The sequence below is a fragment of the Streptomyces sp. NPDC003036 genome (assembly GCF_040611175.1).
Classification (GTDB): Bacteria; Actinomycetota; Actinomycetes; order Streptomycetales; family Streptomycetaceae; genus Streptomyces.
Genome location: NZ_JBEXNO010000022.1, coordinates 1 through 26,122, shown reverse-complemented (window position 1 = coordinate 26,122; position 26,122 = coordinate 1). Strand labels below are relative to the sequence as shown.

Annotated in this window: 23 protein-coding genes and 3 pseudogenes; 9 read left to right on the top strand and 17 right to left on the bottom strand. The window is 72.9% G+C overall.

All coding sequences use genetic code 11. From position 1 onward, the window contains the following. Positions 1-45 precede the first annotated feature (45 nt). From ABZX67_RS17900 to ABZX67_RS17875, 6 genes and pseudogenes are all read right to left on the bottom strand, one after another. Positions 46-662, bottom strand: a pseudogene (locus tag ABZX67_RS17900) (IS5 family transposase); the annotation flags it as partial. A 40-nt stretch (positions 663-702) separates the two neighbouring features. Continuing rightward, complete coding sequence (locus ABZX67_RS17895) at positions 703-1,083, bottom strand: peptidase inhibitor family I36 protein (RefSeq protein ID WP_355361107.1); 381 nt, start codon at positions 1,081-1,083, stop codon at positions 703-705. A gap of 286 nt (positions 1,084-1,369) precedes the next feature. Further along, positions 1,370-2,569, bottom strand: a complete 1,200-nt coding sequence (gene mgt, locus ABZX67_RS17890) for a macrolide-inactivating glycosyltransferase (protein ID WP_355361104.1) — start codon at positions 2,567-2,569, stop codon at positions 1,370-1,372. 54 nt (positions 2,570-2,623) lie between these two features. After that, positions 2,624-3,922, bottom strand: a complete 1,299-nt coding sequence (locus tag ABZX67_RS17885; protein WP_355361101.1) for a sugar ABC transporter substrate-binding protein — start codon at positions 3,920-3,922, stop codon at positions 2,624-2,626. Then, positions 3,922-4,701, bottom strand: coding sequence for a carbohydrate ABC transporter permease (locus ABZX67_RS17880; protein ID WP_355361277.1), 780 nt, complete (start codon positions 4,699-4,701; stop codon positions 3,922-3,924). The genes ABZX67_RS17885 and ABZX67_RS17880 overlap by 1 nt, the downstream gene beginning before the upstream one ends. A 131-nt stretch (positions 4,702-4,832) precedes the next feature. After that, a complete protein-coding gene (locus ABZX67_RS17875; RefSeq protein ID WP_355361275.1) occupies positions 4,833-5,714 on the bottom strand; it encodes a sugar ABC transporter permease in 882 nt (293 codons plus the stop codon). Positions 5,715-5,944: 230 nt separating this feature from the next. Between ABZX67_RS17875 and ABZX67_RS17870 the strand changes: the two genes are divergently transcribed. Both ABZX67_RS17870 and ABZX67_RS17865 read left to right on the top strand, forming a co-directional pair. Further along, positions 5,945-6,796, top strand: a complete 852-nt coding sequence (locus ABZX67_RS17870) for an aminoglycoside phosphotransferase family protein (protein WP_355361098.1) — start codon at positions 5,945-5,947, stop codon at positions 6,794-6,796. Positions 6,797-6,836: 40 nt separating this feature from the next. Beyond that, complete coding sequence (locus tag ABZX67_RS17865) at positions 6,837-7,685, top strand: alpha/beta fold hydrolase (protein ID WP_355361095.1); 849 nt, start codon at positions 6,837-6,839, stop codon at positions 7,683-7,685. A 7-nt stretch (positions 7,686-7,692) separates the two neighbouring features. On the opposite strand, the gene ABZX67_RS17860 is transcribed toward ABZX67_RS17865, so the two are convergent. Beyond that, a complete protein-coding gene (locus ABZX67_RS17860) occupies positions 7,693-8,451 on the bottom strand; it encodes a 3'-5' exonuclease (protein WP_355361092.1) in 759 nt (252 codons plus the stop codon). A gap of 132 nt (positions 8,452-8,583) precedes the next feature. Then, positions 8,584-9,825 (bottom strand): SAV2148 family HEPN domain-containing protein, encoded by a 1,242-nt coding sequence (locus ABZX67_RS17855; RefSeq protein ID WP_355361089.1) that lies wholly within the window; start codon positions 9,823-9,825, stop codon positions 8,584-8,586. 414 nt (positions 9,826-10,239) lie between these two features. Here ABZX67_RS17855 and glgX point away from each other — a divergent pair, with 414 nt between their 5' ends. Further along, complete coding sequence (gene glgX, locus ABZX67_RS17850) at positions 10,240-12,384, top strand: glycogen debranching protein GlgX (protein ID WP_355361086.1); 2,145 nt, start codon at positions 10,240-10,242, stop codon at positions 12,382-12,384. Here glgX and ABZX67_RS17845 read toward each other — a convergent pair. Beyond that, on the bottom strand, positions 12,381-13,613 hold the full coding sequence (locus ABZX67_RS17845; protein ID WP_355361273.1) for an MFS transporter: 1,233 nt from the start codon (positions 13,611-13,613) through the stop codon (positions 12,381-12,383). The genes glgX and ABZX67_RS17845 overlap by 4 nt on opposite strands. A gap of 90 nt (positions 13,614-13,703) precedes the next feature. Between ABZX67_RS17845 and treY the strand changes: the two genes are divergently transcribed. Beyond that, positions 13,704-16,031, top strand: coding sequence for a malto-oligosyltrehalose synthase (gene treY, locus ABZX67_RS17840; RefSeq protein ID WP_355361083.1), 2,328 nt, complete (start codon positions 13,704-13,706; stop codon positions 16,029-16,031). A gap of 12 nt (positions 16,032-16,043) precedes the next feature. On the opposite strand, the gene ABZX67_RS17835 is transcribed toward treY, so the two are convergent. Beyond that, a complete protein-coding gene (locus ABZX67_RS17835) occupies positions 16,044-16,601 on the bottom strand; it encodes a DUF1707 and FHA domain-containing protein (RefSeq protein ID WP_355361080.1) in 558 nt (185 codons plus the stop codon). Between the two features lie 128 nt (positions 16,602-16,729). On the opposite strand from ABZX67_RS17835, the gene ABZX67_RS17830 reads away from it, so the two are divergent. Together ABZX67_RS17830 and treZ are read left to right on the top strand one after the other, a co-directional pair. Further along, entirely contained in the window at positions 16,730-17,638 is a 909-nt protein-coding gene (locus ABZX67_RS17830) for a GNAT family N-acetyltransferase (RefSeq protein WP_355361077.1), read from the top strand. Positions 17,639-17,754: 116 nt separating this feature from the next. Continuing rightward, positions 17,755-19,509, top strand: coding sequence for a malto-oligosyltrehalose trehalohydrolase (gene treZ / locus ABZX67_RS17825; protein ID WP_355361074.1), 1,755 nt, complete (start codon positions 17,755-17,757; stop codon positions 19,507-19,509). 20 nt (positions 19,510-19,529) lie between these two features. Here the strand turns inward: treZ and ABZX67_RS17820 are convergent, their stop codons facing one another. Then, the gene (locus tag ABZX67_RS17820) at positions 19,530-20,663 is read right to left on the bottom strand and encodes an aminopeptidase P family protein (RefSeq protein WP_355361071.1); all 1,134 of its coding nucleotides are present in this window, start codon (positions 20,661-20,663) and stop codon (positions 19,530-19,532) included. A gap of 71 nt (positions 20,664-20,734) precedes the next feature. After that, positions 20,735-21,370, bottom strand: coding sequence for a nucleoside/nucleotide kinase family protein (locus ABZX67_RS17815; RefSeq protein ID WP_355361068.1), 636 nt, complete (start codon positions 21,368-21,370; stop codon positions 20,735-20,737). A 61-nt stretch (positions 21,371-21,431) separates the two neighbouring features. On the opposite strand from ABZX67_RS17815, the gene ABZX67_RS17810 reads away from it, so the two are divergent. After that, the gene (locus ABZX67_RS17810; RefSeq protein ID WP_355361065.1) at positions 21,432-21,821 is read left to right on the top strand and encodes a VOC family protein; all 390 of its coding nucleotides are present in this window, start codon (positions 21,432-21,434) and stop codon (positions 21,819-21,821) included. 258 nt (positions 21,822-22,079) lie between these two features. Here ABZX67_RS17810 and ABZX67_RS17805 read toward each other — a convergent pair whose 3' ends face one another. Continuing rightward, positions 22,080-22,343: a hypothetical protein gene (locus tag ABZX67_RS17805; protein ID WP_355361062.1), complete on the bottom strand. Its 264-nt coding sequence runs from the start codon at positions 22,341-22,343 to the stop codon at positions 22,080-22,082. 15 nt (positions 22,344-22,358) lie between these two features. Between ABZX67_RS17805 and ABZX67_RS17800 the strand changes: the two genes are divergently transcribed. Then, positions 22,359-22,490, top strand: coding sequence for a hypothetical protein (locus tag ABZX67_RS17800; protein WP_355361059.1), 132 nt, complete (start codon positions 22,359-22,361; stop codon positions 22,488-22,490). A gap of 44 nt (positions 22,491-22,534) precedes the next feature. Here the strand turns inward: ABZX67_RS17800 and msrB are convergent, their stop codons facing one another. The 4 genes and pseudogenes from msrB to ABZX67_RS17780 all read right to left on the bottom strand — a co-directional run bounded on the left by msrB (position 22,535) and on the right by ABZX67_RS17780 (position 25,836). Continuing rightward, on the bottom strand, positions 22,535-22,942 hold the full coding sequence (msrB, locus tag ABZX67_RS17795) for a peptide-methionine (R)-S-oxide reductase MsrB (protein WP_355361271.1): 408 nt from the start codon (positions 22,940-22,942) through the stop codon (positions 22,535-22,537). Positions 22,943-22,963: 21 nt separating this feature from the next. After that, a pseudogene (gene murC, locus ABZX67_RS17790) lies at positions 22,964-24,379 on the bottom strand (UDP-N-acetylmuramate--L-alanine ligase); the annotation flags it as partial. Between the two features lie 45 nt (positions 24,380-24,424). Beyond that, complete coding sequence (locus ABZX67_RS17785; RefSeq protein WP_355361056.1) at positions 24,425-24,910, bottom strand: indole-3-glycerol phosphate synthase; 486 nt, start codon at positions 24,908-24,910, stop codon at positions 24,425-24,427. A gap of 119 nt (positions 24,911-25,029) precedes the next feature. Continuing rightward, complete coding sequence (locus ABZX67_RS17780; protein WP_355361053.1) at positions 25,030-25,836, bottom strand: pyrimidine reductase family protein; 807 nt, start codon at positions 25,834-25,836, stop codon at positions 25,030-25,032. Between the two features lie 60 nt (positions 25,837-25,896). Here ABZX67_RS17780 and ABZX67_RS17775 point away from each other — a divergent pair. Further along, a pseudogene (locus ABZX67_RS17775) lies at positions 25,897-26,064 on the top strand (cell division protein ZapE); the annotation flags it as partial. Positions 26,065-26,122 lie beyond the last annotated feature (58 nt).

The following is a 26,122-nucleotide window of genomic DNA, read 5'->3' as shown; positions in this document are numbered from 1 at the left end:
GTCAGCCTGGGAGCCGGAAGACCGCCCCCGCCTCTTAAGACGATCGAGCCTGCGGTAGCAGATGAGGGTGCAGGCGACGGCGGTGAAGGTGAGGAAGTGCTCGGCCTTGCGTTTTTCGTGGCGGCGGTGCAGGCGGCGACATCGTCCGTTCGATGAGCGGATCGGAGGGATGCCACGGACGAGGGGCTTGAGGGCCTGGCTGTCGTGGAGGTTCGCGCCGGAGATGCATGGACAGGGGCAGACCGGTCCGCTCGGTGATCAAGTGGATCTTCGAGCCTTTCTTTCCCCGGTCGACAGGATTCGGACCCGTCAGCTCCCCCCTTTCAGGGCCCGCATGTTCACCGAGTCGATGGCGCACCGCGACCAGTCCAACTCCCCGCGCGGCCCCGTTCGTCCAGGACCAGACGGTGCAGCTTCGCCCAGACCTGGGCGGCACTCCACTCGGTGAAACGCCGGTGCGCGATCGGCCCCGACGGGCCGAAGACCGGCGGCAGTTGCCGCCAGGTGCAGCCCGAGGTGGCCACGAAGCTGACCGCCGCCAGCACCTCACGGTCGCCGCACCGGCGCCGCCCACCGCCCTGCGGACGCGTCGGCGCGGGCGGCACCAGCCGCTGGAACAACTCCCACAACCCCTCCGGGACCAGCCGCTCCACGATCGTCATGCCTCAAGATTACGAGCTCAAATGAGACGTCGTCTTAGGCCTACAGGCTCGCGCTACCCATGCAGACCGCACCCTCGTAGCCGAAGCTGGTGCCGGCGTTGGAGCTGAACCCTCCGGAACGGATGGTGGCGTCATACCGGTAACCCGTCTCCTGGACCCAGTCATAGACGTTGACCTTGACCGGCAGATTGTTGACGTAGGAATGGATGCCCTGCTCGCGGAACCACGTGTGGACGTCGATACATATGTTGGTGCTCTTCGACGTCACGGCGAGGTCGGTGTAGTTGTAACCCCGGTACAGGCAGAGTGTGTTGGAGGGGCATCCTCCGACGGCCGCAGCGCTGGGCGCCGTGGCCCCCACTCCGGCCAGGGCCAGTGCGGCGGCCGAGAGGCCGAGGCTGAGCTTGCGCGTGAAGTTCACAAGTCCTCCAGGTGGTTGAGCCGAAAAGGCTCCGTGATATTGCCGGAAAGGCAAGCTTCGCTCAACATGCTTTTGCGACTGCACGGGATGGCTCCCGGAAACGACATCCGCCGCCGCGACCCCTCTCGTTCGGATCCGGCGCCCCGCCCACAGCCGGTACACCAAGCGGTCCGCACCGCGTTGGGTGCGGACCTCCGGGGCGACGTAGCGTTCTGTCTCGACTGAACATCGTTGGTACCGCGGTGAGTCGAACCCGACGAGCAGTGGCTCCCACCCCCAACAAGGGTCACGCCATCGGGAGCTCCGCCTCGATGAGGTCGGCCGCGCGCCGGGTGCCGCCCTCGGCGGACATCTGGCGGCGGATGGCCTCGGCGCGCTCGGCGACCCGGGGGTCGGCGACCAGGTCGAGCACGGCCGTGCGCAGGGCTTCGGCTGTGGCGTCGGACATCGGGAGGTGGCGGGCGACGCCGAGGGATTCCAGCATGTCGGCGTTGCCGAACTGGTCGACTGCCTGCGGGACCGCGACCATCGGCGTGCCGGTCGCGAGGCCCTCCTGACAGCCGCCCGCGCCCGCGTGGGTGACGAACGCGTCGGCCTGGCGCAGGATCGCCAACTGCGGCACCCAGTCGTGCACTTCGACGTTGGACGGCACGTCACCGAGCTCGGCCGGGTCGACGTACGCGCCGATCTGGAGGACGACGTGCCACCCGGGCAGGTCACCGAAGGCCTTGACGCACGCGCGGTAGAACTCCGGCTGCTTGGTGAACGTCGACCCCAGCGACACCAGCAGGACCTTCTCGGCGTCGGCCGGCCGCTGCCAGTCGCCCTTTTCGGCGCGGTCGCCCTGGCAGGCGCCGACGAAGGTGAACACGGACTCGTCGACGCGGTCCGCGTGGGGCTGCAGCGCCTTGGGGATCAGGACGACCGCCTTCCGGGGCCGGGATATCAGCCGGTCGGGGTGGGCGTCGACACCGTTCTCGGCGAGCCAGGCCTCGAAGCGGGCGTAGTACGCCTTGCCGCGCTCGGACGCCTTGAGGTCCGCGAACATCGGCTCGGCGACCTCCTCCTCGTACCCCTCCCAGGGGACGAGGTTCGGCCACAGGGACACAGCGGGCACGGCCCACCGGTGGGCGAGGACGGGTGCGGGGTAGGAGGTGATGTCGTGGAGGACGAGGTCCGGTTCGTCGCCCTCGAACGCCGCGGCGAGCTGCGGGAGGACGTGGATGGCGTCGTTCAGGAACGGCTCGATGTTGTCGATCAGTTCCGTCCCCCACGCCTCCGGGTCGTCGTCCGTCGGCAGGGTCGAGGTGTAGACGACCGGCTCGGCGCCGGTGGCGGCGACCTTGTCCGCGAAGGAGGCGGGGATCGCGTAGCTGACGCGGTGGCCGCGGGCGACGAGTTCGCGGATGACGTCGAGGCTGGGGTTCACGTGACCGTGGGCGGCGATGGAGAACATGGCGATGTGGGCGTGGGCGGCTGAGGTCATGCCCCCACCATAACCGAGACGAGACGTCTCGTGCAATCTTAGCCCCCGGACGGCCTACCTCTGGTAGCGCGCCAGCACCCTGTTCCCGTCCCGCACCAGGCGTTCCTCCAGCTCCTGGGCGTCGATCGCACCGCTGTAGTACTCCTGGAACGCGGGCGTGGCGACCTTGTCCTTCCACTCCGGATACCCCCGCACCGACTGAGCCGGAGCCGGACGCAGGTGCTCCGCCAGCGCCACGCCGGTCGCCCAGCCGTCCTTCGCGGTGTGCAGCGACGGGTCCCTGAGCGCTTCCGTACCGGTCGGCAGCATCCAGTCGCCGCGCGCCAGGCGCACCATGTTGCGGGGTTGCAGCAGGAAGTCGATGAAGCGCGCGGCCTCCTTCTTGTACGGGCTGTCCTCGGCGATCGACAGGGTCTGCGGACTGACCCCCTGCGCCAGCCCCTCCTCCCCCGCCGGTGCGGGCAGCACCATCCACTCGAAGCCCTCGGGTGCCTGCTGTGCGATCTGCTGACGGTACGAGAAGCCGAGCGGCACCATCGCGTACCGGCCGCCGAAGAAGCCGGGCAGGGTGTCGGAGCCGCCCATGCCGAGGGTCGAGCGGGGCGCGGTGCGGTCGGCGGTGATCTGGTCGCGGACGGTGCCGGGCATAACGACGTCGCCGTCGGTGAAGCGGATGCGGATCTTGCCGTCGTCCTCGCGGTGGAAGAGGCGGCCGCCCGCCGACAGGCCCAGGTTGAGGGAGACGGAGACGGGCTCCTTGAGCGGCCAGGCGACGGCGTACCGCCCCTCTCCCATCGTCGCCGTCAGGTCGCGCGCGACCTGGCGGAACTCCTCCCAGCTCCACGGCTTCGCGGGCGTGGGGATCCGGACGCCCGACGCCTCCAGGAGCTTCTTGTTCGCCATGATCACGCGCGGCTCCTGGAGGAACGGCACGCCGTACACACCGCCGCCGAAGGTGGTCGTCTCCCAGCTGCGCTCGGGTATGTCCGCCGTCAGGCGGGCGGGCAGCAGACCGCGCAGATCCGCGAGGTAGCCGCCGTACGCGAAGTCGGCGAGGTCGTCGGAGGCGTCGTGGATGATGTCGGGCGCCTCGCCGCCCTCGAAGGAGGTGAGGAGCTGGTCGTGGACGCTGTCCCAGCTGCCCTGGACGTACCGCACCTGGACGTCGGGGTGGGCGGCGTTCCACTCCGCGACCAGTTGTTTGTTGGCCTCGACGGACTCCTGCTGCCAGGCGAGGGACTGGAAGCGCAGCACGAGGGGACCGGAGGTGCGCTCGGCTCCGCCGCCGGAGCAGCCGGTCAGCAGCAGCCCGAAGACGATGAGGAGGCAGATGACGGTCCGCCGACCACGCATCACGACTTCACCGCCCCGGTCAGCATGCCGCTCGTGATCCGCTTCTGGATGAGCGAGAAGACGACCAGCGAGGGGAGCGTGGCGAGGAACGCGGCCGCGGCGAGCGGGCCGAGGTCGGCGACGCCCTCCGCGCCGAGGAAGTGGGTGAGGACGACCGGCAAGGTCTGCTTCTCCGGGGTCTTGAGCAGGACGAGCGCGAAGAAGAACTCGTTCCACGCGGTGATGAAGGCGAGGAGCGCGGTGGCGACGATGCCGGGCGCCAGCAGCGGCGCGGTGACCGAGACGAGCGTACGGAGCTGGCCCGCCCCGTCGACCGCCGCGGCCTCCTCCAGCTCGGCCGGCACGGCCCGCACGTAACCGGCCAGCATCCACAGCGCGAACGGCAGCGACCACACGACGTACACCAAGACCAGTCCGGGCAGCGTGTTGATCAGATGCAGATTCTTCAGCACCAGGAAGAGCGGAATGATCACCAGGACGAACGGAAACGCCTGGCTGACCACGACCCACCCGGTGGCGGCGGCCGAGAGTCTGCCTCGGTGCCGCGCCATGACATAGGCCATGGGCGTGGCGAGGGCGACCGTGACCAGAGCGGCGCCGAGTGCCGCCGTGAGGCTGTTGGCGGCGGCCTGGAGCAGGGGCTGCTCGCCGAAGGCCTGCCGGAAGTTGCCGAGGGTGGGGTCCTCGGGGATCCAGGTGGGATGCAGGGAGCCGAGCTCGCGGGCGGGCTTGAAGGCGGTGGAGACCAGCCAGAGGAAGGGGAAGGCGAGGAAGACCAGGTACGCGAGGAGGGCGGCGTACTGCCCGGTCCGGGCGGCCCGCCGAGAGGGCCGGCGGACCTGGCCGACCCCGGGGGCCGGCCCGGCCCGGCCGGCCGCGCCGCGGGCGCCGAGGCCCGCGCGTGCACCCTTCACCGCTCCTCGCCTCCCCTCAGCCGCCCCACGAGATACAGGGCCAGGAGTACGGAGATGACGGCGACCATCACGCAGCCCATCGCCGCCGCGTAGCCGAACTGCCCGTACCGGAACGCCTCTTCGTAGGCGAAGAGCATCGGCAGCCGGGTGCGGCCGCCGGGGCCGCCGCTGGTCAGGACGTACACCAGGGCGAAGGAGTTGAAGTTCCAGATGAAATTGAGCGCGGTGATGGCGAGGGCGACGGGCCTGAGCGCGGGCCAGGTGACGGTGCGGAAGCGGCGCCACGCGCCCGCGCCGTCGAGCGCCGCCGCCTCGTGGAGTTCGCGCGGGGTGTTCTGGAGTCCGGCGAGCAGCGCGACCGTCGTCTGCGGCATGCCCGCCCAGATGCCGACGACGATCACGGCGGGCAGCGCGGTGGCCAGGCCCGTGAGCCAGGCGCGGCCGTCACCGAGGCCCAGGTCGCGCAGGGTTTCGTTGAGGACCCCGGCGTCCGGGTGGTAGACCAGCCGCCACATGATGCCGACGACCACCTCGGGCATGGCCCAGGGGACGATGGCGAGCGCCCGCGCCAGCCAGCGGAAGCGGAGATTCTGGTTCAGCAGCAGGGCCAGCCCCAGGGCGAGGACGAACTGCGGAACGGTGACGCCCAGCGCCCAGAGCAGGCCGATGCGGAACGACTCCCAGAAGAGCGTGTCGTGCAGCAGGTCCTGGAAATTGAGGCTGCCGACCCAGCGGGTGGCCTGGGTGCGCCCGGACTGGGCGTCCGTGAAGGCCAGCGCGATGCCGTAGAGCAGCGGACCGACGCTGAGCACCAGGATGGGGATCAGCGCGGGCAGGACCAGGAACCAGGCCCCGTGGTCCAGCGGCCGGCGCCGCAGCGGTCGGCGCTCCGACCGATGTGGGGGTCTGCCCGCTTGCCCACCGGACCGCTCCGTCGCGGTCGCCAATGTCACGGAATCGCCCCCTTTGTGAAGGTGACCCAGCCTTGCGTCATCGTCCTGAGGGGCCGTCGGTTCGTCAAGCGGGCCTGCGCGGATGCGAGACTGTGCCGTTCGAGAACGGATCCGAACGGATACCCACGGATACGGCCGTGTACAGGAGGGACGCCATGGACGAGACGCGGGCGCGCGAGGTCCTGGCCGCCGCCGGAGTGGAGCCGGGGGCGGCGCTGCTGGCGCTGGGCGAGAACGCGGTCTTCGCCGCCGGTGACCTGGTGGTCAAGGTCGGCCGGGGAGCCGAGCTGCTGGAGCGGGCGGAACGGGAGGCGGCCGTCGCCTCCTGGCTGGAGCAGTCCGGCGTCCCGGCCGTACGGGCCGCCGAGCCGAAGCCCCGGCTGGTGGACGGCCACCCGGTGACCGTCTGGCACCGGCTGCCGGACGCCGTGCGCCCGGCCGAGCCCCGGGACCTCGCGCCGCTGCTGCGCCGCGTGCACGCCCTTCCCGAACCGGCGTTCGGGCTGCCGCGCCGCGACCTGCTCGGCGGGGTCGAGCGCTGGCTGCGCCTGGCGGGTGACGCGATCGACCCGGCGGACGCGGACTACCTGCGGGAGCGGCGCGACGGTTTCGCCGCGGCGGCCGCCGCACTGACCCCGCACCTGACGCCGGGCCCCGTCCACGGTGACGCGCTCACCCGCAACGTCCACGTCGGCCCGGACGGTCCGGTCCTGGTCGACCTGGAGACCTTCTCCTCCGACCTGCGGGAGCACGATCTGGTGGTGCTCGCCCTCTCCCTGGACCGGTACGGGCTCGACCCGGTGGCGTACGACGCCTTCACCACGGCGTACGGCTGGGACGTACGCGAGTGGGAGGGCTGTGCCGTGCTGCGCGGCGCGCGGGAGACGGCGAGCTGCGCCTGGGTCGCCCAGCACGCCCCCGCCAACCCGAAGGCCCTCGCGGAGTTCCGCCGCCGGGTGGCGTCGCTGCGGGACGGCGACCCCGGGGTGCGCTGGTACCCCTTCTGACATGATGGTGATCAACTCCCTTCCCTGACCGGAGGCTTGTATGCGGGTGGAACTCGGCGAGGTGGCGCTGGAAGTGCAGGACAGCGGGGCGGGGACGGGTGACGGCCGCGCCCCCGTCCTGCTCGTGCACGGCTTCCCGGACACCCATGACCTCTGGCGCCACCAGGTGGCCGCGCTGAACGCCGCCGGCTACCGCACGATCGCCCCGGACCTGCGCGGCTTCGGCGCCTCCGACCGGCCGGAGGGCATCGAGGCGTACGCCCCGCACCGCTTCACGGCCGATCTGGTGGAGTTGCTCGGCCGGCTGGACGTCGACCGCTTCCACCTGGTCGGGCACGACTGGGGCTCCGGCATCGCACAGGGGCTGGCCGGGGCGGTCCCGGACCGGGTGGCGAGCCTGTCCCTGCTGTCGGTGGGGAACCTGGGCGGGATGCTGTCGGCCGGCTGGGAGCAGCTGGCCCGCTCCTGGTACATGCTGCTGTTCCGCATGGAGGGGCTCGCCGAGGAGTGGCTGTCCCGCGACGACTTCGCGAACCTCCGCGAAATGCTCGCCGAGCACCCGGACCGCGACGAGAGGGTCGAAGCGCTGCGTGAGCCGGGCGCGCTGACGGCCGCACTGGCGCTGTACCGCACGGGCCTGCCGCCCGAGGTGATGTTCGGTCCGCCGCTGGAGCTGCCGCCGCTCCCGGGCCCGGTCCTGGGCGTGTGGAGCACGGGCGACCGGTTCCTCACCGAACAGTCGATGACCGGCACGGAGAAGTACGTGGACGGCTCCTGGCGGTACGAGCGGGTCGAGGGCGCCGGCCACTGGCTCCAGCTGGACGCCCCGGAGCGGGTCAACGCACTGCTGCTCGACTTCCTGGCCGAGCAGGACTCCCCGGAGCGCTGACGCGCGCTCAGCCCGCCGTGGACGCGGCCGCCGACACGGTCCCGGGCGCGGCCGCCGGCGCCAGGTCGCGCAGCGGCCACGCCGGGTCTATGACGGCGTCGGCCGTGCCCTTGCGGCGCAGGAAGCTCTGGAAGTCGGCGGCCCACTCCGCGTACCAGCGGATCTGCCGCTCGTGCAGCTCCGCCGCCGTCAGCGACCCGACGGAGGCGTGCCGCTCCGCTATCGCGCAGGCCACGAGCACGGCCGCCAGCGCGTCGGCGGCCGCCTCGTGCGCGCCGTCCAGCACGACGCCGTACTCCCCGCACACCGCCTCCAGGTTCCGCTTGCCGCGGCGGTAGCGGTCGACGGCGCGGTCGATGGTGTACGGGTCGACGACCGGGCCGATCGGCGCGCCGCCCAGCCGTTCGGCCAGGCCCGGCAGCCCGTGCCGCCGCAACTCGGCCGTGAGCAGCGTCAGGTCGAAGGCGGCGTTGTACGCCACGACCGGTACGCCGCGCGACCAGTAGCCGGCGAGGGTGTCGGCGAGCTCGTCGGCGACCTCGCGGGCGGGGCGGCCCTCGGCCGCGGCGCGCTCGCTGCTGATGCCGTGGATCGCCGAGGCCTGCGCGGGGATGAGGATGCCGGGATCGGCCAGCCACTCCCGGCGCACCACCGTCTCCCCGCCCCGTACCTCCACGACCGCGGCCGTCACGATGCGCGCTTCGAGCGGCTCCGTGCCCGTCGTCTCCAGGTCGAAGCCGACCAGCGTCTCCCCGTGCCAGCCCATGCTGAACCTCCTTGTGGTGCGGTGGTGCGCCCCCGTGCGGTGCACTCCCCCCGTTGGGTCTTGGTTTTCACCTTCGCACGCACCACTGACAATCGGCCCGGGGCCGACACCGAAGGCCCTGGGCGCCGCGGGTCAGGAGACGGGGCGCGAGTCGGCCCACACCGACTCGAACTCCTCGCGGTAGGTCTCGAACAGGCCGTGGTCCGGCTCGGTTCCCGAGGTGACGACGGGCCGCCGGCCGCCGCGCAGCACCAGCACCGGCGCCTCCATGCCCCGGGCCCGGCGCAGGTACGACTGGACGACGCCGACGCCGTCCGGGCCGTCGCCGTCGACCAGGTACGCCGTGAAGCGGGGCGTTTCGTCGAAGACCTGGATCTCGAAGGCGCCGGGGTCGCGGAGCCTGGAGCGGACGCGCCGCATGTGGAGGATGTTCATCTCCACCGAGCGGCTCAATTCGCCCTTTTTGATCCCCAATTCCCTTTCGCGCCGTTTGACGGCACTGCTGGCCGGGTTGAGGAAGAGCAGCCGTATCCGGCAGCCCGACTCGGCGAGCCGCACCAGCCGCCGCCCGGAGAAGTTCTGCACCAGCAGGTTGAGGCCTATGCCGATGGCGTCGAGGCGCCGCGCCCCGCCGAAGAGGTCCTCCGCCGGCAGCTGCCGCTGGAGCCGCACCCGGTCGGGGTGGACCGAGACGACGTCCGCGTACCGGTCGCCGACGAGGTCCTCCACCGCGTCGACCGGCAGGCGGTGCGCGGACGGCACGCCCGCGCCGCCGCCCAGGATCTCCAGCAGCCGGGCGGAGGCGCGCTCGGACTGGTCGAGCACGGTGCGCGACAGCGCCCGGTTGCGGGAGACCACGTTGCGCGTGACCTCCAGCTCGTCGAGGGCGAGCTCCACCTCGCGGCGGTCGTCGAAGTACGGCTCGAAGCAGGGCCAGTGCTGGACCATCAGCTCGCGCAGCTGCGGCAGCGTGAGGAAGCTGAGGACGTTGTCGTCGGCGGGGTCCAGGAGGTAGCCCTTGCGGCGGGAGACCTCGCGCACGGCGACGGCGCGCTGCACCCACTCCTGCCCGGCGGGCCCGGCCGCGGCCACCACCCACTCCTCGCCGTGGACCGGCTCGTAGATGGGCCGCAGCACGGCGGCCACCACGGCACGCAGCCGCTGTTCGACGAGATTCAGCCAGATGTACGCGCGTCCGGCCCGCTGGGCGCGCGTACGCACCTCGTTCCAGGCCTCCGCGTCCCAGTCCAGCTCCGCACCGATCTCCATCGGCCGGGCGAGTGAGACCGCGCCGGGCGGGACATCAGCGGGGTCAGTGGAGTCCCCCTCATGACCTGAGTCACCTGGGGGCAGCTCCAACCCTCCCGAGCTCACCCGCGCACCGCCTTCAGCTCTCCGGACACCCGTCTCCAACGATCAAGGAAGGGTACTCCGGGAGCGGGAGCCGGTGCAGCCGGATGCACAGGGTCTTTTGCCAACCTCCGCTTCGGAAGCGGCCGTTCCGGGCTCCCGGCGCGGACGGAGTGAGCGGATTCATAATGGTCGCGTCCGCGCCCGGCCCCCGCCCGGTGGCCCGGAGGGTCTCCGTGAACCGGCCGTGCGCCGCTCAGCGCTCCGGGCGACATCCCGGAACGCGAGGTTGACCCGGTCGACCGCACACCTCCGGCCACACCGGCCCCGGGCGCACCGGACACGGGCACCGCAGTCCTAGGCGCTCGCTCCACTTTCGTGGAGGATCTGGCTCGAACAGTCCCCAGAACCCGGATCAGAAGTGGAAGAGTCTTATCTATGCAGGTCTGGCCGGGACAGGCGTATCCCCTCGGCGCCACGTACGACGGCGCCGGAACCAACTTCGCGGTCTTCTCCGAGGCCGCCGACCGAGTCGAGTTGTGCCTTCTGCACGACGACGGCTCAGAGACCGCGGTGGAGCTGCGCGAAACCGACGCGTTCGTACGGCACGCGTACCTGCCCGGCGTGATGCCGGGCCAGCGGTACGGGTTCCGGGTCCACGGACCGTACGCGCCGGAGCGCGGACAGCGCTGCAACTCCGCGAAACTGCTCCTCGACCCGTACGCGCGGGCGGTCGCCGGCGCCATCGACTGGGGTGAGGCGGTGTACGGCTACCACTTCGGCAGGCCGGACTCCCGCAACGACCTCGACTCGGCGCCGCACATGATGGCGTCGGTCGTGGTCAACCCGTACTTCGACTGGGGCGACGACCGTCCGCCGCGTACCGACTACCACCGCACGGTGATCTACGAGGCCCATGTGAAGGGCCTGACGATGCTCCATCCGGCGCTCCCGGAGGAACTGCGCGGTACGTACGCGGGGCTCGCACACCCCGCCGTGATCGAGCACCTGACCGAACTGGGGGTGACGGCGCTCGAATTGATGCCGGTCCACCAGTTCGTCAACGACCACCGGCTGGTGGACTCGGGGCTCGCGAACTACTGGGGCTACAACACCATCGGATTCTTCGCCCCGCACAACACCTACGCCTCCTGGGGCGACCGGGGCCAGCAGGTGCTGGAGTTCAAGTCGGCGGTGCGCGCGCTGCACCAGGCGGGCATCGAGGTCATCCTGGACGTGGTCTACAACCACACCGCGGAGGGCAACCACCTGGGCCCGACCCTCTCCTTCCGGGGCCTGGACAACGCCTCGTACTACCGCCTCGCCGACAATCCCCGGTACTACATGGACACCACCGGCACCGGGAACTCGCTGCTGATGCGCTCGCCGCACGTGCTGCAGCTGATCATGGACTCGCTGCGGTACTGGGTGACGGAGATGCACGTCGACGGGTTCCGCTTCGACCTGGCGGCCACCCTGGCGCGCCAGTTCCACGAGGTGGACCGGCTGTCGTCGTTCTTCGACCTGGTGCAGCAGGACCCCGTGGTCAGCCAGGTGAAGCTGATCGCCGAGCCGTGGGACGTCGGGGAGGGCGGCTACCAGGTGGGCAACTTCCCGCCCCTGTGGACCGAGTGGAACGGCAAGTACCGGGACACCGTACGGGACCTGTGGCGGGGCGAGCCGCGCACGCTCGCCGAGTTCGCCTCACGGCTGACGGGCTCGTCGGACCTGTACCAGGACGACGGCCGGCGCCCGCTGGCCTCGGTGAACTTCGTGACCTGCCACGACGGCTTCACGCTGCGCGACCTCGTCTCGTACAACGACAAGCACAACGAGGCGAACGGCGAGGGCAACCGGGACGGCGAGAGCTACAACCGCTCCTGGAACTGCGGCGTGGAGGGCGGGACCGACGACGAGGGCGTGCGCGAGCTGCGCATGCGCCAGATGCGCAACTTCATCGCCACCCTGATGCTGTCGCAGGGCGTGCCGATGCTGAGCCACGGCGACGAGTTCGGGCGTACGCAGGGCGGCAACAACAACGCCTACTGCCAGGACAACGAGATCGCCTGGGTGCACTGGCCCGAACCGGGGTCCGGAGAGGAGCCCGAGCCGGACGGGGAGGAGGCCAGGTCGCTGCTGGAGTTCACCCGTTCGATGGTGTGGCTGCGGCGCGACCACCCGGTCTTCCGGCGGCGCCGGTTCTTCCACGGGCGGCCGGTGGAGGGCACGCACGACGAGCTGTCGGACATCGTCTGGTTCACCCCTGAGGGTGAGGAGATGGGGGTACGCGACTGGCAGGCGGCGCACGCGAAGGCGTTGTCGGTGTTCCTGAACGGCAGTGCGATCTCCGAGCCGGGCCCGCGCGGGGAGCGGATCGCGGACGACTCCTTCCTGCTGATGTTCAACGCGAGCGCCGAGGATCTGGAGTTCGTCGTTCCGGTGAACCACGGGCGCCAGTGGCAGGTGGTCGTGGACACGGCCGTCCCGGAGGGCATCGAGCCGGGCCAGGGCGCCAAGGTGGCCGCGGGCGACCGGCTGACGCTGATCGGCCGCAGCCTGACGGTCCTGCGCCGGCCGGCCTAGACGGTCTGCGAGACGCCCAACGCGGAGGCGGGGGCAGGGGTACGGGGCCGGGCGCGGACCGTCCAGGACAGCGCCGCGCAGGCCACCGCCCCGGCCGCCGCCACCGCGAAGGCGGCCGCCGGGCCGTAGGTGTCCGCGAGCCGGCCGGACAGGGCCAGCGCCAGGGCCTGGCCGCCGACGATGCCGCTGGTCAGGAAAGCCATGCACTCGGCGAGCCGGCCGGGCGGGACGATCCGCTCCGTGAGGCCGAAGACGGTGATCAGGTGCGGCGCGTACGCGACGCCCAGGACGACCACCGCGGCGTACAGCGACCACAGGGCGTCCACGAAGAGCAGCGGCACGGACAGCGCCACCAGGGCAAGGGTGGCCGCCCGCCAGCGTGCGGTCAGGCCGATGCGGGAGGGGACGGCGGCCATCGCGAGCCCGGCGGCCGCGCTCATGACGCCCATCGCGGCGTAGACGAGCCCCGCCTGGGCGGGCTGCCCGAGCTTCTCGGTGAGGGCCGTGATGCCCGCCTGGGAGGCGCCGAACATGGCGCCCTGGAGGACCATCGTCACGCGCAGCGCGTGCGTGGCGCCCGGCAGCTTCGTACGGTCCCGTGCCGTCCGGTCCCGTCCGGCGCGGGCGGCGCCGGGCCCCGCCTTCGTCGCCGTCGGGTGCAGCGCGAACGCCGTGCCGCACACCGCGAGCAGCCCCGACGCGACCAGCAGCGCCGCCGCCGGGTGCGCGAGGGCCGCGGCGAGACCCACCAGGGCGGGCCCCAGCACGAACGACACCTCGTCCACCGCGCCCTCGAAGGACAGCACCGCGCCGACCGTCCGGTCGTCGGCCCCCGCCCGCCGGGCCAGCGCCACCGAACGGGTCCTGGCCAGCGGCCCCACCTGGGGCACCGTCGCCCCGGCGAGCGCCCCGAGCACCACCAGCCAGCCGGTCGCGGCCTGCGCCAGGGCGGCGGCCACCAGCGCGGCGACGGCCAGGGCGTTGGCGAGGGAGGCGGCGAGCACCACGCCCCGCTGGCCGTGCCGGTCGGCGGCGCGGCCCAGCAGGGGCCCGGCGACCGTCTGTCCGGCGGCCAGCGCCCCGCCCGCGAGCCCGGCGATGGTCAGGGAGCCGCTCGTCTCGGCGACCAGGAGGAGGCTGCCGAGCTGGCACATGGCGGTGGGCAGCCGGCCGAGGAAGGAGACCACCGGGAGCACGGGCCCTATGAGGGCGATGACGTCGCGATACATCCGGAACATCACGCGAACGTAACGTAGCGTCAGACGTAAATCGCATGGGGTGATGACACAGAAGCCTCCCAAGCGGGTACGTACGTTCGCATGACGCCCAACTCGACCTATCGGCTCCAGATCCAGCCGGAGTTCCCCTTTTCCGCCGCCGGGGAAGCGGTGCCGTACCTCGCCTCCCTGGGGGTGTCGCACCTGCATCTGTCGCCCGTCCTGGAGGCCGTCCCCGGGTCGGCGCACGGTTACGACGTCACCGACCACAGCCGGGTGCGGGAGGAGCTGGGCGGCGAGGACGGGCTGCGCGCCCTCGCCCGCACCGCACGCGCGCACGGGATGGGCCTGGTGGTGGACCTGGTGCCGAACCACATGGCCGCCGTGCCGCGCCACAACCGCGCCCTGTGGGAGGTCCTGAGGGAGGGTCCGCAGTCGCCGTACGCCCGCTGGTTCGACATCGACTGGGCGGCGGGCGGTGGCAAGGTGCTGCTGCCGGTCCTGGGCGGGCGGATCGGCGACGAGTTGGGCCGGCTGCGGGTGGCTGGCGGGACGCTGCGCTACTACGACCAGGAGTTCCCGCTGCGCGCCGGTACGGAAGGGATGCCGCTCCCCGAGCTGCTGGACGCCCAGTGGTACCGGCTCGGCTGGTGGCGGCTGGCCCGTACGGAGCTGAACTACCGGCGGTTCTTCACCATCTCGGACCTCATCGGGGTGCGGGTCGAGGAGCCGGAGGTGTTCGCCGCGACCCACGCCAAGATCGTGGAGCTGGTACGGGACGGGGTGATCGAGGGGCTGCGGATCGACCATCCGGACGGGCTGGCCGATCCGCACGCGTACCTGAGCGAGCTGCGGGAGGCGACGGGCGGGGCGTGCTGGACGGTGGTGGAGAAGATCCTCACCGGCGAGGAACGGCTGCCCGCGGGGTGGCCGGTCGCGGGCACCACCGGCTATGACGCGCTGTACCGGATCGACGGCCTCTTCGTCGACGAGGCGGGCGAGGAGGAACTGGCCGGGCTGTACCGGCGGTACGCGCACCCGGCCGGGGACCGGGGCGGCGACTGGGAGGCGACGGCGCGGCGCGCCGCGTACAAGGTGGTGACGCACGCGCTCGCCTCGGAGGTGGCCTTCCTGACGCGGACGGCCGCCCGGATCTGCGCCGCCGAGCCGTCCCTGCGCGACCACGCGCCGTGGGCGCTGCGGGCGGCCGTCCGGGAGCTGCTGATCCGGGTGCCGGTCTACCGGCCGTACGGGACCGGCGCGGAGGACGTCCTCACGGCCGACGCGGCCCGCGAGGCGAAGGCGACGTTCACGGTGCCGGAGGAGGCGGCCGCGGTCGACGTCGTACGGGACCTGGCGCTCGGCCGGCTGGGGGACGGTCCGGACCACCGGGCGTTCCTGGTGCGGTTCGCGCAGACGTCGTCGGCGCTGCGGGCGAAGTCCGTCGAGGACACGGCCTTCTACCGGTACACGCCCCTGGTGTCGGCGAACGAGGTGGGCGGGGAGCCGGGCCGGCCCGCCGTGAGCCCGGAGGCGTTTCACGCGTACTGCGCGCGGCTGGCCCGCGACTGGCCGGCCACCGGCACCGCGCTGTCGACGCACGACACCAAGCGCAGCGCGGACGTGCGGGCGCGGATCGCGGTGCTGTCCCAGTGCCCGCAGCGGTGGGAGAAGCTGCTGGACGACGTGGCGGGGCGGACGGCGGCGCCCGCGCCGGACGGGCAGGTCGCGTGGGTGGCGTGGCAGACGGCGTTCGGGCTCGGACGGGCCGAGCCGGAGCGGCTGGGGCAGGCCCTGCTGAAGTCCGTGCGGGAGGCGGGGCTGCACACCAGCTGGACGGAGTCCGACCCGGCGTACGAGCGGGCCGTGGCCGACTTCGCGGCGGCCGGGCCCGCCGGTCCGCCCCAGTACCTGGCCGGGGAGCTGGCGCGCGAACTGGAGCCGTACGTACGGGCCAACGTGCTGGGGGCCGCGCTGCTGCACCTGACCATGCCGGGCGTGCCGGACGTGTACCAGGGGACCGAGCGGGAGTACCTGGCGCTCGTGGACCCGGACAACCGGGCGCCGTTCCGCGAGGGGCCGCCCGATGAGAAGACGGCTCTCACGCGGGCGGCGCTCTCGCTGCGACGGCGCCGTCCGGACGCCTTCGGTGCTTCGGGGACGTACGAGCCGCTGGTCGCGGCGGGCCCGGCGGCGGGGCACTGCGTGGCCTTCTGCCGGGGCGGCGAGGCGGTCACGGCGGTGACCCGGCTGGCGCTGCGGCTGGAGGAGGCGGGCGGCTGGGGCGACACCGCGCTGAGGCTGCCGGACGGGGTCTGGTACGACGCCCTGGACGGGCGGGAGTTCGGCGGCGGCGCGGTGCCCCTGGCGGAGTTGTTCGCCGCGCGGCCCGTGGCACTGCTGACGAGGGAGCGTGTGTCGGCGGACTGACCGCGGCCGCGGTCAGCGGGTCGTGCGCGCGGTGAGCCGGAAGCTCATCTGTCCGAACGACACCAGGTCGCCGGCGCGGACGACGACCGTGCCGGTGACGCGACGGCCGTTGACGGTGGTGCCGTTGGTGGAACCGAGGTCGCGCAGCAGCCAGTGGTCACCCTGCATGGTCAGTTCGGCGTGCGCGCGGGAGACCGTCTCGTGGCTGAGCCGCAGGCCGTTGGCGGGGTCGCGGCCGATGCGCAGCGGGTACGGGCCGGGTTCGGGGAGCAGCAGCTTCGGCAGCCGCTCCGCCTGCCACGCCCGCCCCAGCCGTACGGTGAAGGCGGACATTCTCTCGACGACGCCGAACACCCGCTTCGCCCAGCGGCCTTCGGAGCGCAGGTCGGCGGTGAGCGCGGCCAGTTCGTCGGGGCGGCGCGCGACGAGGGCGAGCTCCATGCGGTGCAGGAAGGTGTCGTGCGACAGCTTGCCCTGGGCGGCGCCCTCGCGGAGCATCCCGAGCACACGGTCCCGTTCGGCGTCCGACGGCCGGGCGGAATACGTGTGGAACTCGGAATGCGACGTCACAGGTGTGATTGTCGGCCCGGTCGGCCCGGGGTGTCCAGACGGAACCCCGTTGTCAGACCCCCTTGGTACGGTCTTGGTACGTGATCCCCCCGAGGGGAGCGCGGGGGATCTCAGGGGGAGAAGAGCACGTGAGCGATCCGACCGTACGCGCCCTTGGCGAGGGCGACGCCCAGCTGTTCCACACGCTGCGGGACCCGGGGTTGGTGGGCCGGGCCATCACCGGCGTCGACTACCGCACGGTGGCGGAGGGCGGCGACTACCGGCCGGAGTGGACCTGGATCGCCGAGCGGGACGGCGAGGTGGTCGCCCGCGCCGCCTGGTGGGGCGGGCCCGACGACACCGAGCCCATGCTGCTCAACTGGTTCGACGTCGCCGACGGCGAGGAGGAGGCGGGCGCCGAACTGCTGCGCCGTGCCGCGCACCGTACCGAGTACGAGCTGATCCTGCCGGCCGGGTGGCGTGAGCGCCCCGACGTGCGGGCGGCGGGCGAGGCGCGCATAGCGGCCGCGCAGGCGGCGGGGATGCGCCTCCTCGTCGAGCGGTTCAGCTACCGCTGGACGCCGGAGTGCGGGCTTCCGGAGCGGCCGGGGCGGCTGGAGTTCCGGCCGGAGCCGGACGACGACGTGATCCTCGACGTCCTGCGCCGGGTCCACTCCGTCACCCTGGACGCGCACGCGCTGCGCGCCATCGCCGAGCACGGCCCGGACGCGGCCGCGCGCGAGGAGCTGGACTTCTTCCGCTGGTGCCCGTCGCCGCGCGCATGGTGGCAGCTGGCGTACACGCGGGACGGCGAGCTCGTCGGCCTGCACATACCCGCGCACAACACCGCCGGCCCGATCGTCGGCTTCATCGGCGTCGTACCGGAGCAGCGCGGGCACGGGTACGCGTACGACCTGCTGGTCGAGTGCACGCACTTCCTGGCCGAGCGGGGCGCGCGGTTCATCGCCGGGGCGACCGACCAGGGCAACGTCCCCATGGCGAAGCACTTCGCCCGCGCCGGCCACCCGGTGGTGCAGGAGCGCGTGCACCTGGTGTGATCAAAGTGGCGTGACGGCCGCGACGCGGCGCGCGCGTTCGGCCAAGTGTCGTGCTTCCCGTTCTCGATCTTGCCAGGATGGAGGTGTGGGGGGCCACGACGACAAGGGGATCGCCAGTGCTGTTCGAGGTGTGGGCGCCGCAGGCGGAGGAACGGGTCGAGCTCCAGCTGGAGGGTGCCCGGCACCCCATGGCGCGCGATGCGCGGAGGGACGGCTGGTGGGTGGCCGAGGCGGAGGCCGGTGAGGGCGCGCGGTACGGCTTCGCGCTGGACGGCGGGCCCGTCCTGCCGGATCCGCGCTCGCGCCGCCAGCCGGACGGCCCCGACGGGCTGAGCGCGGTGGTCGACCACGCGGGGTTCGAGTGGCGGCACGGCTCGCGCTCGCGCGGGCTGCGCGGCGCCGTGCTGTACGAGCTGCACATCGGCACCTACACCCGCGAGGGCACCCTCGACGCGGCGGCCGCGCGACTGGACCACCTCGTCGACCTGGGCGTCACCCACGTGGAGCTGATGCCGCTGTGCCCCTTCCCCGGCCGGCACGGCTGGGGCTACGAAGGGGTGTCGCTGTGGGCGGTGCACGAGCCCTACGGCGGCCCCGAGGCGCTGAAGCGCTTCGTCGACACGGCCCACGGCCTGGGACTCGGCGTGGTCCTGGACGTGGTCCACAACCACCTGGGCCCGTCCGGCAATTACCTCCCCGCCTTCGGTCCGTACTTCACCGACACCCACCACACCCCGTGGGGCGCGGCCGTGAACCTGGACGCGCCGGGGTCGGACGAGGTCCGCGCCTATCTGCTGGGCAGCGCGCTCGCCTGGCTGCGCGACTACCGCGTCGACGGGCTACGGCTGGACGCGGTGCACGCGCTCGCCGACACGCGGGCGCTGACGTTCCTGGAGGAGCTGTCGGCGGCGGTCGACGAGCTCGCCTCCGAGCAGGGACGCGAGCTGTTCCTGATCGCCGAGTCGGACCAGGCCGACCCGCGCACCACGAGGCCGCGCGAGGAGGGCGGTCTTGGGCTGCACGCCCAGTGGAACGACGACTTCCACCACGCCCTGCACACCACGCTCACCGGCGAGTCCCAGGGCTACTACGCCGACTTCGCGCGCGCCCCGCTCGCCGCGCTCGCCAAGACGCTCCAGCACGTCTTCTTCCACGACGGCACCTACTCCACTTTCCGGGGCCGCACGCACGGCCGGCCCGTGGACCGCGAGACGACGCCCGCGCACCGGTTCCTCGGCTATGCCCAGACCCATGACCAGATCGGCAACCGGGCCACGGGCGACCGGCTTTCGGCGTCCTGCTCCCCCGGGTTGCTCGCGTGCGCGGCGGCGCTGGTGCTGACCGGGCCGTTCACGCCGATGCTCTTCATGGGCGAGGAGTGGGGCGCGGGCACGCCGTGGCAGTTCTTCACCGACCACACGGACCCGGAGCTGGCCGAGGCCGTACGGCGCGGACGCAGGCGGGAGTTCGCGGCGCACGGCTGGGCCGAGGAGGACGTTCCGGATCCGCAGGACCCGGCCACGCGGGACCGGTCCTGCCTGGACTGGGCGGAGCGCGAGCGGGAGCCGCACGCGCGGCTGCTGGCCTGGCACCGGGAGCTGATCGCGTTGCGGGCCGCCCAGCCCGACCTGACCGACCCGGACCTGGCGGCGATCCGCGTCTCCCACGACGAGTCGGCGCGCTGGCTGGCGTACCGGCGCGGGGACCTGCGCGTGGTCGTCAACCTCGCGAAGGAGCCCGCGCATGTGCCGCTGGGGGCGCCCGCGCGAGTGCTGGCGGCCTGGGAGCCGGTGGAGGACCCGGACGGCGAGGGGGTGGTGCGCCTGCCGCCGGAGTCCTGTGTGGTCCTCACGGACGTGACCGACCACTGAGCGCGGGCCACTGAGCGCGCCTACTCCACGATCGCGAGCTCGCGCGGGGTGGTGTTGAAGCGGCGGGCGCCGTCCTCGGTGACGGTGACGATGTCCTCGATGCGTACGCCGAAGCGGCCCGGGAGGTAGATCCCGGGCTCGACGGAGAAGCACATGCCGGGGACGAGCGGCAGCTCCTCGCCCTCGATCATGTACGGCGGTTCGTGCGTGGTCACGCCGATGCCGTGGCCGGTGCGGTGGATGAAGTGCTCGCCGTACCCGGCCTCCCTGATCACGGCCCGGGCGGCCCGGTCGACCTCCTGGCACGCCACACCGGGCCTGACCGCCTCGCACCCGGCCTGCTGCGCCTCCCGTACGACGTCGTGGACGCGGCGCTCCTCGGGCGTGGGCTCGCCGACGTGGACGGTGCGGGAGGTGTCGGAGCCGTACCCCTGCTTGAGGCCGCCGAAGTCGAGGACGACCATGTCGCCCTCCTCGATGGTGCGGTCGCCCGCCTCGTGGTGCGGATTGGCGCCGTTGGGGCCCGAGCCGACGACGGTGAAGTCCACCTGCGAGTGGCCGAAGTCCAGCAGCAGCGCCGCGAGGTCGGCGGCGACGTCGGTCTCCTTGCGGCCGGAGAAGCGGACCTTGAGGATCTCGCGGTACGCGGCGTCGGCGGCGGCGCCGGCCGCCTCCATGCGCTCCAGCTCCCGCGCGTCCTTGACCGCGCGCAGCATGGGCAGCGCCTCGGTGAGCGCGGCGTACGCGCTGTCCGGCAGCCGCCGCTGGAGCCCGAGGAGATGCATGGCCCAGGCGTTGTCGCTGACGCCGAAGCGGCCCTTGGGGTCGAGGAGCGGTGCGGCGACGGCGTACGGGTCGATGCCGTCGGTCCAGTCCCGCAGCGTGAGCCCGGGGGCCCCGGCGGCCCGCGCGGCGTCGGGCGCCTCCAGCGCCGGTACGACGAGGACCGGCTCCTCGCCGGGCACGAGCACCAGGAGCGTGAGCCGCTCGGTGTCGGCGGGGACCCGGTACCCGGTGAGGTACACCAGGTCGGGGCCGGGCGCGACGAGCAGCCCCGCGAGCCCGGCCGCCGCCGCGGCCTCGGCGGCGCGGGCCATGCGGGCGCGGTAGTCGTCGGCGGTGAACGGAGCGGGCGTGCTGGGCGTGCTGTCCATGCGGTGCTTCCTCCCTGGTCCTCGGCCAGGCCATCCTCCGCGGCGGCTCGCCGACCGCGCAACCGAAACGATCAGGACACCGGCACCACGAGGTCCGCGCGGTCGCGGCCGGCGGCGACCAGGCGGGCGTTGGCCTCGTCGGACTCACGCACCCAGCGCTCGGCGTACGGCCGCGCCTTGCCGAAGCGGACGTGGCGTTCGACGAGGCGGCGGACGCGGCGGCGGTCGTCCAGCTCCAGGTACCAGACCTCGTCGAGGAGCCCGCGGACGGAAGCCCACGGCCCGTCGTCGTACAGCAGGTAGTTGCCCTCGGTGATGACGAGCGGCACGTCGGCGGCGACGGGGATGCTGCCGGCGACCGGTTCCTCCAGGGCGCGGTCGAAGGCGGGCGCGTAGACGGTGACGCCCGGTTCGGCTGCGCGCAGCCGCGCGAGCAGGGCGACGTATCCGGCGGCGTCGAAGGTGTCGGGAGCGCCCTTGCGGTCGGCCCGGCCGAGGCGCCGCAGCTCGGCCTGGGCGAGGTGGAAGCCGTCCATGGGCACGAGCACGGCGAGCCCGTCGAGCCGGTCCACCAGGCGGCCCGCGAGCGTGGACTTGCCCGCCCCGGGCGCACCGGCGAGCCCCAGGACGCGACGGGCGCCGGGGACGGCGAGGCGACGTGCGCGGGCGGTGAGCTCGGCGAGCTGCTGCGAATCCACGGACGGCATTCTTCCCGGGTGCCCGGCCCTGCGCCGGTCATACGTATGACCCACGCTATAGCCTTCCCCCATGCCGTACATCGCACTCGTCACGCTCGTCGTCCGCGACTACGACGAGGCCCTCGCCTTCTACACCGGCGCGCTCGGCTTCGAGCTGGTCGAGGACAGCCCGCGGACGGACAACAGCCGCTGGGTGGTCGTCCGCCCGCGCGGCGCCGACGCGGGCACGGGCCTGCTCCTCGCCCGGGCTCGGGGCGGGGAGCAGCAGGCGAGCGTGGGTGCCCAGACCGGTGGACGCGTCGGGTTCTTCCTCCACACCGAGGACTTCGCGGCCGACCACGCCCGGATGCGCGCGGCGGGCGTGCGCTTCCTGGAGGCGCCGCGCCACGAGCCGTACGGCACGGTGGCGGTCTTCGAGGACCTGTACGGCAACCGCTGGGACCTGCTCCAGCCCGCGTGATCCCCGGCGGGTCGGTCTCGTGTGGGACAACCGCCGAAGGGCGGTGCCGGGCTGCCCGGCACCGCCCCCGCGCGTGTCCGGCCCGTCAGCCCGTCAGCCCGCCAGCGACAACAGCGGGAAGGCGTCTGCGCCCGGACGGTGCCGGGCCGGCAGGGCGCGGACGTGTTCCGTCAGGCACCAGTCGTAGCCCAGGGATTCGACGGCGCAGCGGACGCTCGCGTACCGGGCGCCGGGGTTGCCGGCGCGCTGGGCGTGGAGTCAGGCGTCGAGCTCGCCCAGGAGGGTCTCGTCGTCGATGCGGTCGCGGGCGGTGTGCCGCCGGACGGCCGCCCGTCGGCGCTCGCGTTCCACCTCGTTGAACCGGTACAGCTTCAGGCTGACCTCCTCCGCGCCGGCCAGGGTGTCGGGGCGGGTGTCCAGCAGGCCCTGGGCGAGGCCGTTGTGGTCCAGGGCCCGCGTGAGCGGCAGGTCCCAGACGCGGCGGCGGCCGAACTCGCCGACGCCCGGCTGCGCGGCGCGCACGAGTACGTCAACCTCGTGTACTACCTGCCCATCGAGGACGCCCTGGGCCACGGGGCCACCGCCCTCCACCTCGGCATGGAGTCCCTCCGCGCCAAGACCCTCCGGGGGGCGGTCACCACGCCGCTGTGGGCGGTGGCGGGGGCGTGAGCGGCGGCTGGGGGCCGCGGCCCCCAGCCCTCGGCCATCGGCCCTCAGTCCTCGCTCGGGGCCAGCCGCAGAGAGACCGAGTTGATGCAGTACCGCTGGTCCGTCGGGGTCGGGTAGCCCTCGCCCTCGAAGACGTGGCCGAGGTGCGAGCCACAGCGGGCGCAGCGGACCTCGGTCCGGGCCATGCCGAACGAGCGGTCCTCGATCAGCTCGACGGCGTCGCTGTCCTTCGGGTCGTAGAAGGACGGCCAGCCGCAGTGCGACGCGAACTTCGTCTCGGAGGTGAACAGCTCCGCGCCGCAGGCCCGGCAGGAGTAGACGCCCTTGGTCTTGGTTTCGGTGTACTCACCGGTGAAGGGGCGCTCCGTGCCGGCCTCGCGCAGGACGTGGTACTCCTCCGGGGACAGCTCCGCACGCCACTGCTCGTCCGGCTTCTCGACCTCGTACGCCATCGGGCCCTCCTCAGTTCGCCTGGCGATGCGGTCCAGGATCCTCGGCCCGAGGTCCGTGACGTCGCCCGCGCCCATCGTCAGAACGAGGTCGCCGGGCCGGGCCATTCCCGCGACGGCGTCCGGCACGGTGTCCTTGTCGGCGACGTGCGTGACGTCGGCGTCCGCCGCGCGGGCCGCGTCGATGATCAGGGCGCTGGTCACGCCCGGGATCGGGTCCTCGCGGGCCGGGTAGATGTCGAGGACCACGGAGGCGTCGGCGAGCGCCAGCGCCTGGCCCATCTCGGTGCCCAGCTCCTGCGTGCGGGAGAACAGGTGCGGCTGGAAGACGACGAGCAGGCGGCGCTCGGAGCCGGCGGCGGCGCGCATCGCCTCGAGGTCGGCGGTCATCTCGGTGGGGTGGTGCGCGTACGAGTCGATGACCTGGACGCCCGCGGCCTCGCCCTTGAGCTGGAGGCGCCGGCCGACGCCGGTGTACGCGGTGAGGGCCTGGGCGAGGGCGGCCGGGTCGATGCCGAGGCGGGCGCCGGCGGCGAGGGCGGCGGCGGCGTTGTGGGCGTAGTGGCGGCCGGGCACGGAGACGGTGAAGACGATCTCGTCGTGGCGGTCCGGGAGGACCACGGCGACCTCGCTGGTCATGCCCTTGGGGGTGATCCGGCGGATCCAGACGTCGGAGTGCTCCGCCTCGCCCACGGTCACCACGTGCAGGTCCGGCCGGCCCGAGACCCGGGCCGCCAGCTCGCGGGCGCCCGCGTGCTCGCCGACGACCAGGGTGCCGCCGGGGTGGATCTTGGCGACGAAGGCCTCGAAGGACTCGTAGATCTCGTCCATGGAGGCGTAGTTCGCGTGGTGGTCGAGCTCGACGTTGAGGACGATCGCGACCTCGGGGTCGTACTTCTGGAAGCTGCGGTCGCTCTCGTCGGCCTCGGCGACGAAGATCTCGCCGTCGCCGTGGAGCGCGTTGGTGCCCGGCCCGTCGAGGTCGCCGCCGATGGCGTACGACGGGTCGAGGCCGAGCTCGGTGAGGGCGACGGCGAGCATCGACGTGGTCGTGGTCTTGCCGTGCGTGCCGGCCACCGCGATGGCGCGCAGGCCGGTCATGAGCGCGGCGAGCGCGTCGGAGCGGTGGACGACGGGGATGGCGAGCTCGGTGGCGCGGGCCAGCTCCGGGTTGTCGGCGCGGATGGCGCTGGAGACGACGACGCAGGTGGTGTCGTCGGCGACGTGCTCGGCGGCGTGCCCGATGTGGACGGTCGCACCGAGCGCCCGCAGGGCGGCGGCGGTCTCGGAGTCGCGCGCGTCGCTGCCGGCGACCTTCGCCCCGCGCTGGGCGAGGATCTTGGCGATGCCCGACATTCCGGCGCCGCCGATGCCGATGAAGTGCGGCCGTTCCATGGCTGCGGGAATCGCGGCAGCGGCGGCAGGGATGGCGGGTGCCATGCGTGTGTCTCCCCGGGGGTGTGGCGGTACGTGAGCGGCCCCAGCCTATTCGGTCGGCGCCTCGTCGTTGTGCGCGAACAGCTTGAGCACCGGTACGCCGACCTTGTGGCGGGCGCGGGACGCCCAGTCGCGGTGGAAGAACTCCTCCACGTAGTGGGGTGCGGTCAGCACGATGACCTCGTCCGCCTGCGCCTCCTCCACGACGGCCTTCAGCTTGTCGAGGGGGTGGTCCTCGACCACCTCGCCCACGGCTTCGCAGCCCGCGTCGCGCAGCGCCTGGAGCGAGTGCTCCAGGGCGGCCCGGGCGGGCAGCTCGGCGGCTCTGCCCTCGGGCTCCTTGCCCTCGCGGACGGCTTCCTTCAGTTCGCCCATGGCGACGTCGTCGATGGCCCGGAGCAGGACGACGGACTGGTCGCCGCGGGGCTGCATCAGCACGATGAAGGAAGCGCCCTCGTCTCCGTGCAGGTCCGTGACGAAATCCACGTCCACCCGGGACAGCGGCTTTTCGATCATGAGAACGCTTGTGAACACCTCGGAGCCCTTCTGCGGAAACCATCCTTCCCCGTGCCCGCACGGGGACTGCGAGATTAGTGTGCCCACCCGGAGCGAACCGGAACGACCTATTCCGCTCATTGCCCCCGGCGGGAGGGTCAGGCCGGGGCCGGCTCTCCGATCCGCCGGTACCGGGTGAAGAGGAACCCGTCCTCCTCCAGGATCGAGTCGAGCGCGAATCGTTCCGGCACCGCCGGCGCCGGCCCGCCCGCGATGCGCTGCGCGTTCCCCGCGGTGAGCATCGGCGAGACCGTCAGGCACAGCTCGTCCAGCACCCCGGCCGCCACCAGCTGCCCGAGCAGCCGCGGCCCGCCCTCCGTGAGCTGGCGGGTCAGCCCGCGCTCGGCGAGGGCCCGTACGGCGCGCAGGGGCTCCACGCCCGTCCCGTCGCCCGCGACGATCACCTCGGCGCCCGCCCGCTCGGCCTCCCGCACCCGCTCCGGCGGCGCCGCCGCCCCGGTGAGCAGCAGCGTCGGCACGAGCGGCTGGGTGAAGAGCGGAGCCGAGAAGTCGAGCTCCAGGGAGGCGCTGACCACCGCGATCGCGGGCGCCGGCCCCTGTCCGGCCGCCTCCCGGCGCGCCGCGAAGGCCTCCCGCGCGCGTGCCGGGCGGTAGCCCTCCGCGCGTACGGTCTCGGCGCCGACGACCACCACGTCGGCGAGCGCCCGCAGGGTGCCGAAGATCCGCATGTCGGCGGCGGAGGAGATGGGCTCGGAGCGGCCGTCGTGCTGGGCGGCCCCGTCCAGGGAGGACACCATGTTTGCGCGCAGCCACGACCGCCCTTCCGGGGACGCGTCGTGCTGGAGGTCCGGGTACGCGTAGGCCTCGGCCAGCTCGGCGAGGGACCACTCGCGGCTCTCGGCGGCCGCGGGTGTCTGGTCGGTCACAGGGAACAGGCGTCGCATGCCGTGCAGTCTGACACGGCGCTTAGAGTGGGAAACGTGTCCACCAGTGCCCCCCGTGCCATGACCACCGAAGCGGCCCCGGCCCCGCTGTCCCTGTGCGCCCGCGAGCCGCACGTCCCCGCCGAGCGGCTGGTCGCCGAGATGGTGCCGCCGCCGCGGTTCGACGCGGTGCGCTTCGACACGTACATCCCCGACCCGAACCAGCCCAGCCAGACCCAGGCGGGGCGACAAGGTCCTTGAGGCCCGGGTTGATCTCCAGGATCGCAGGATCCTCGAAGCGGATTCC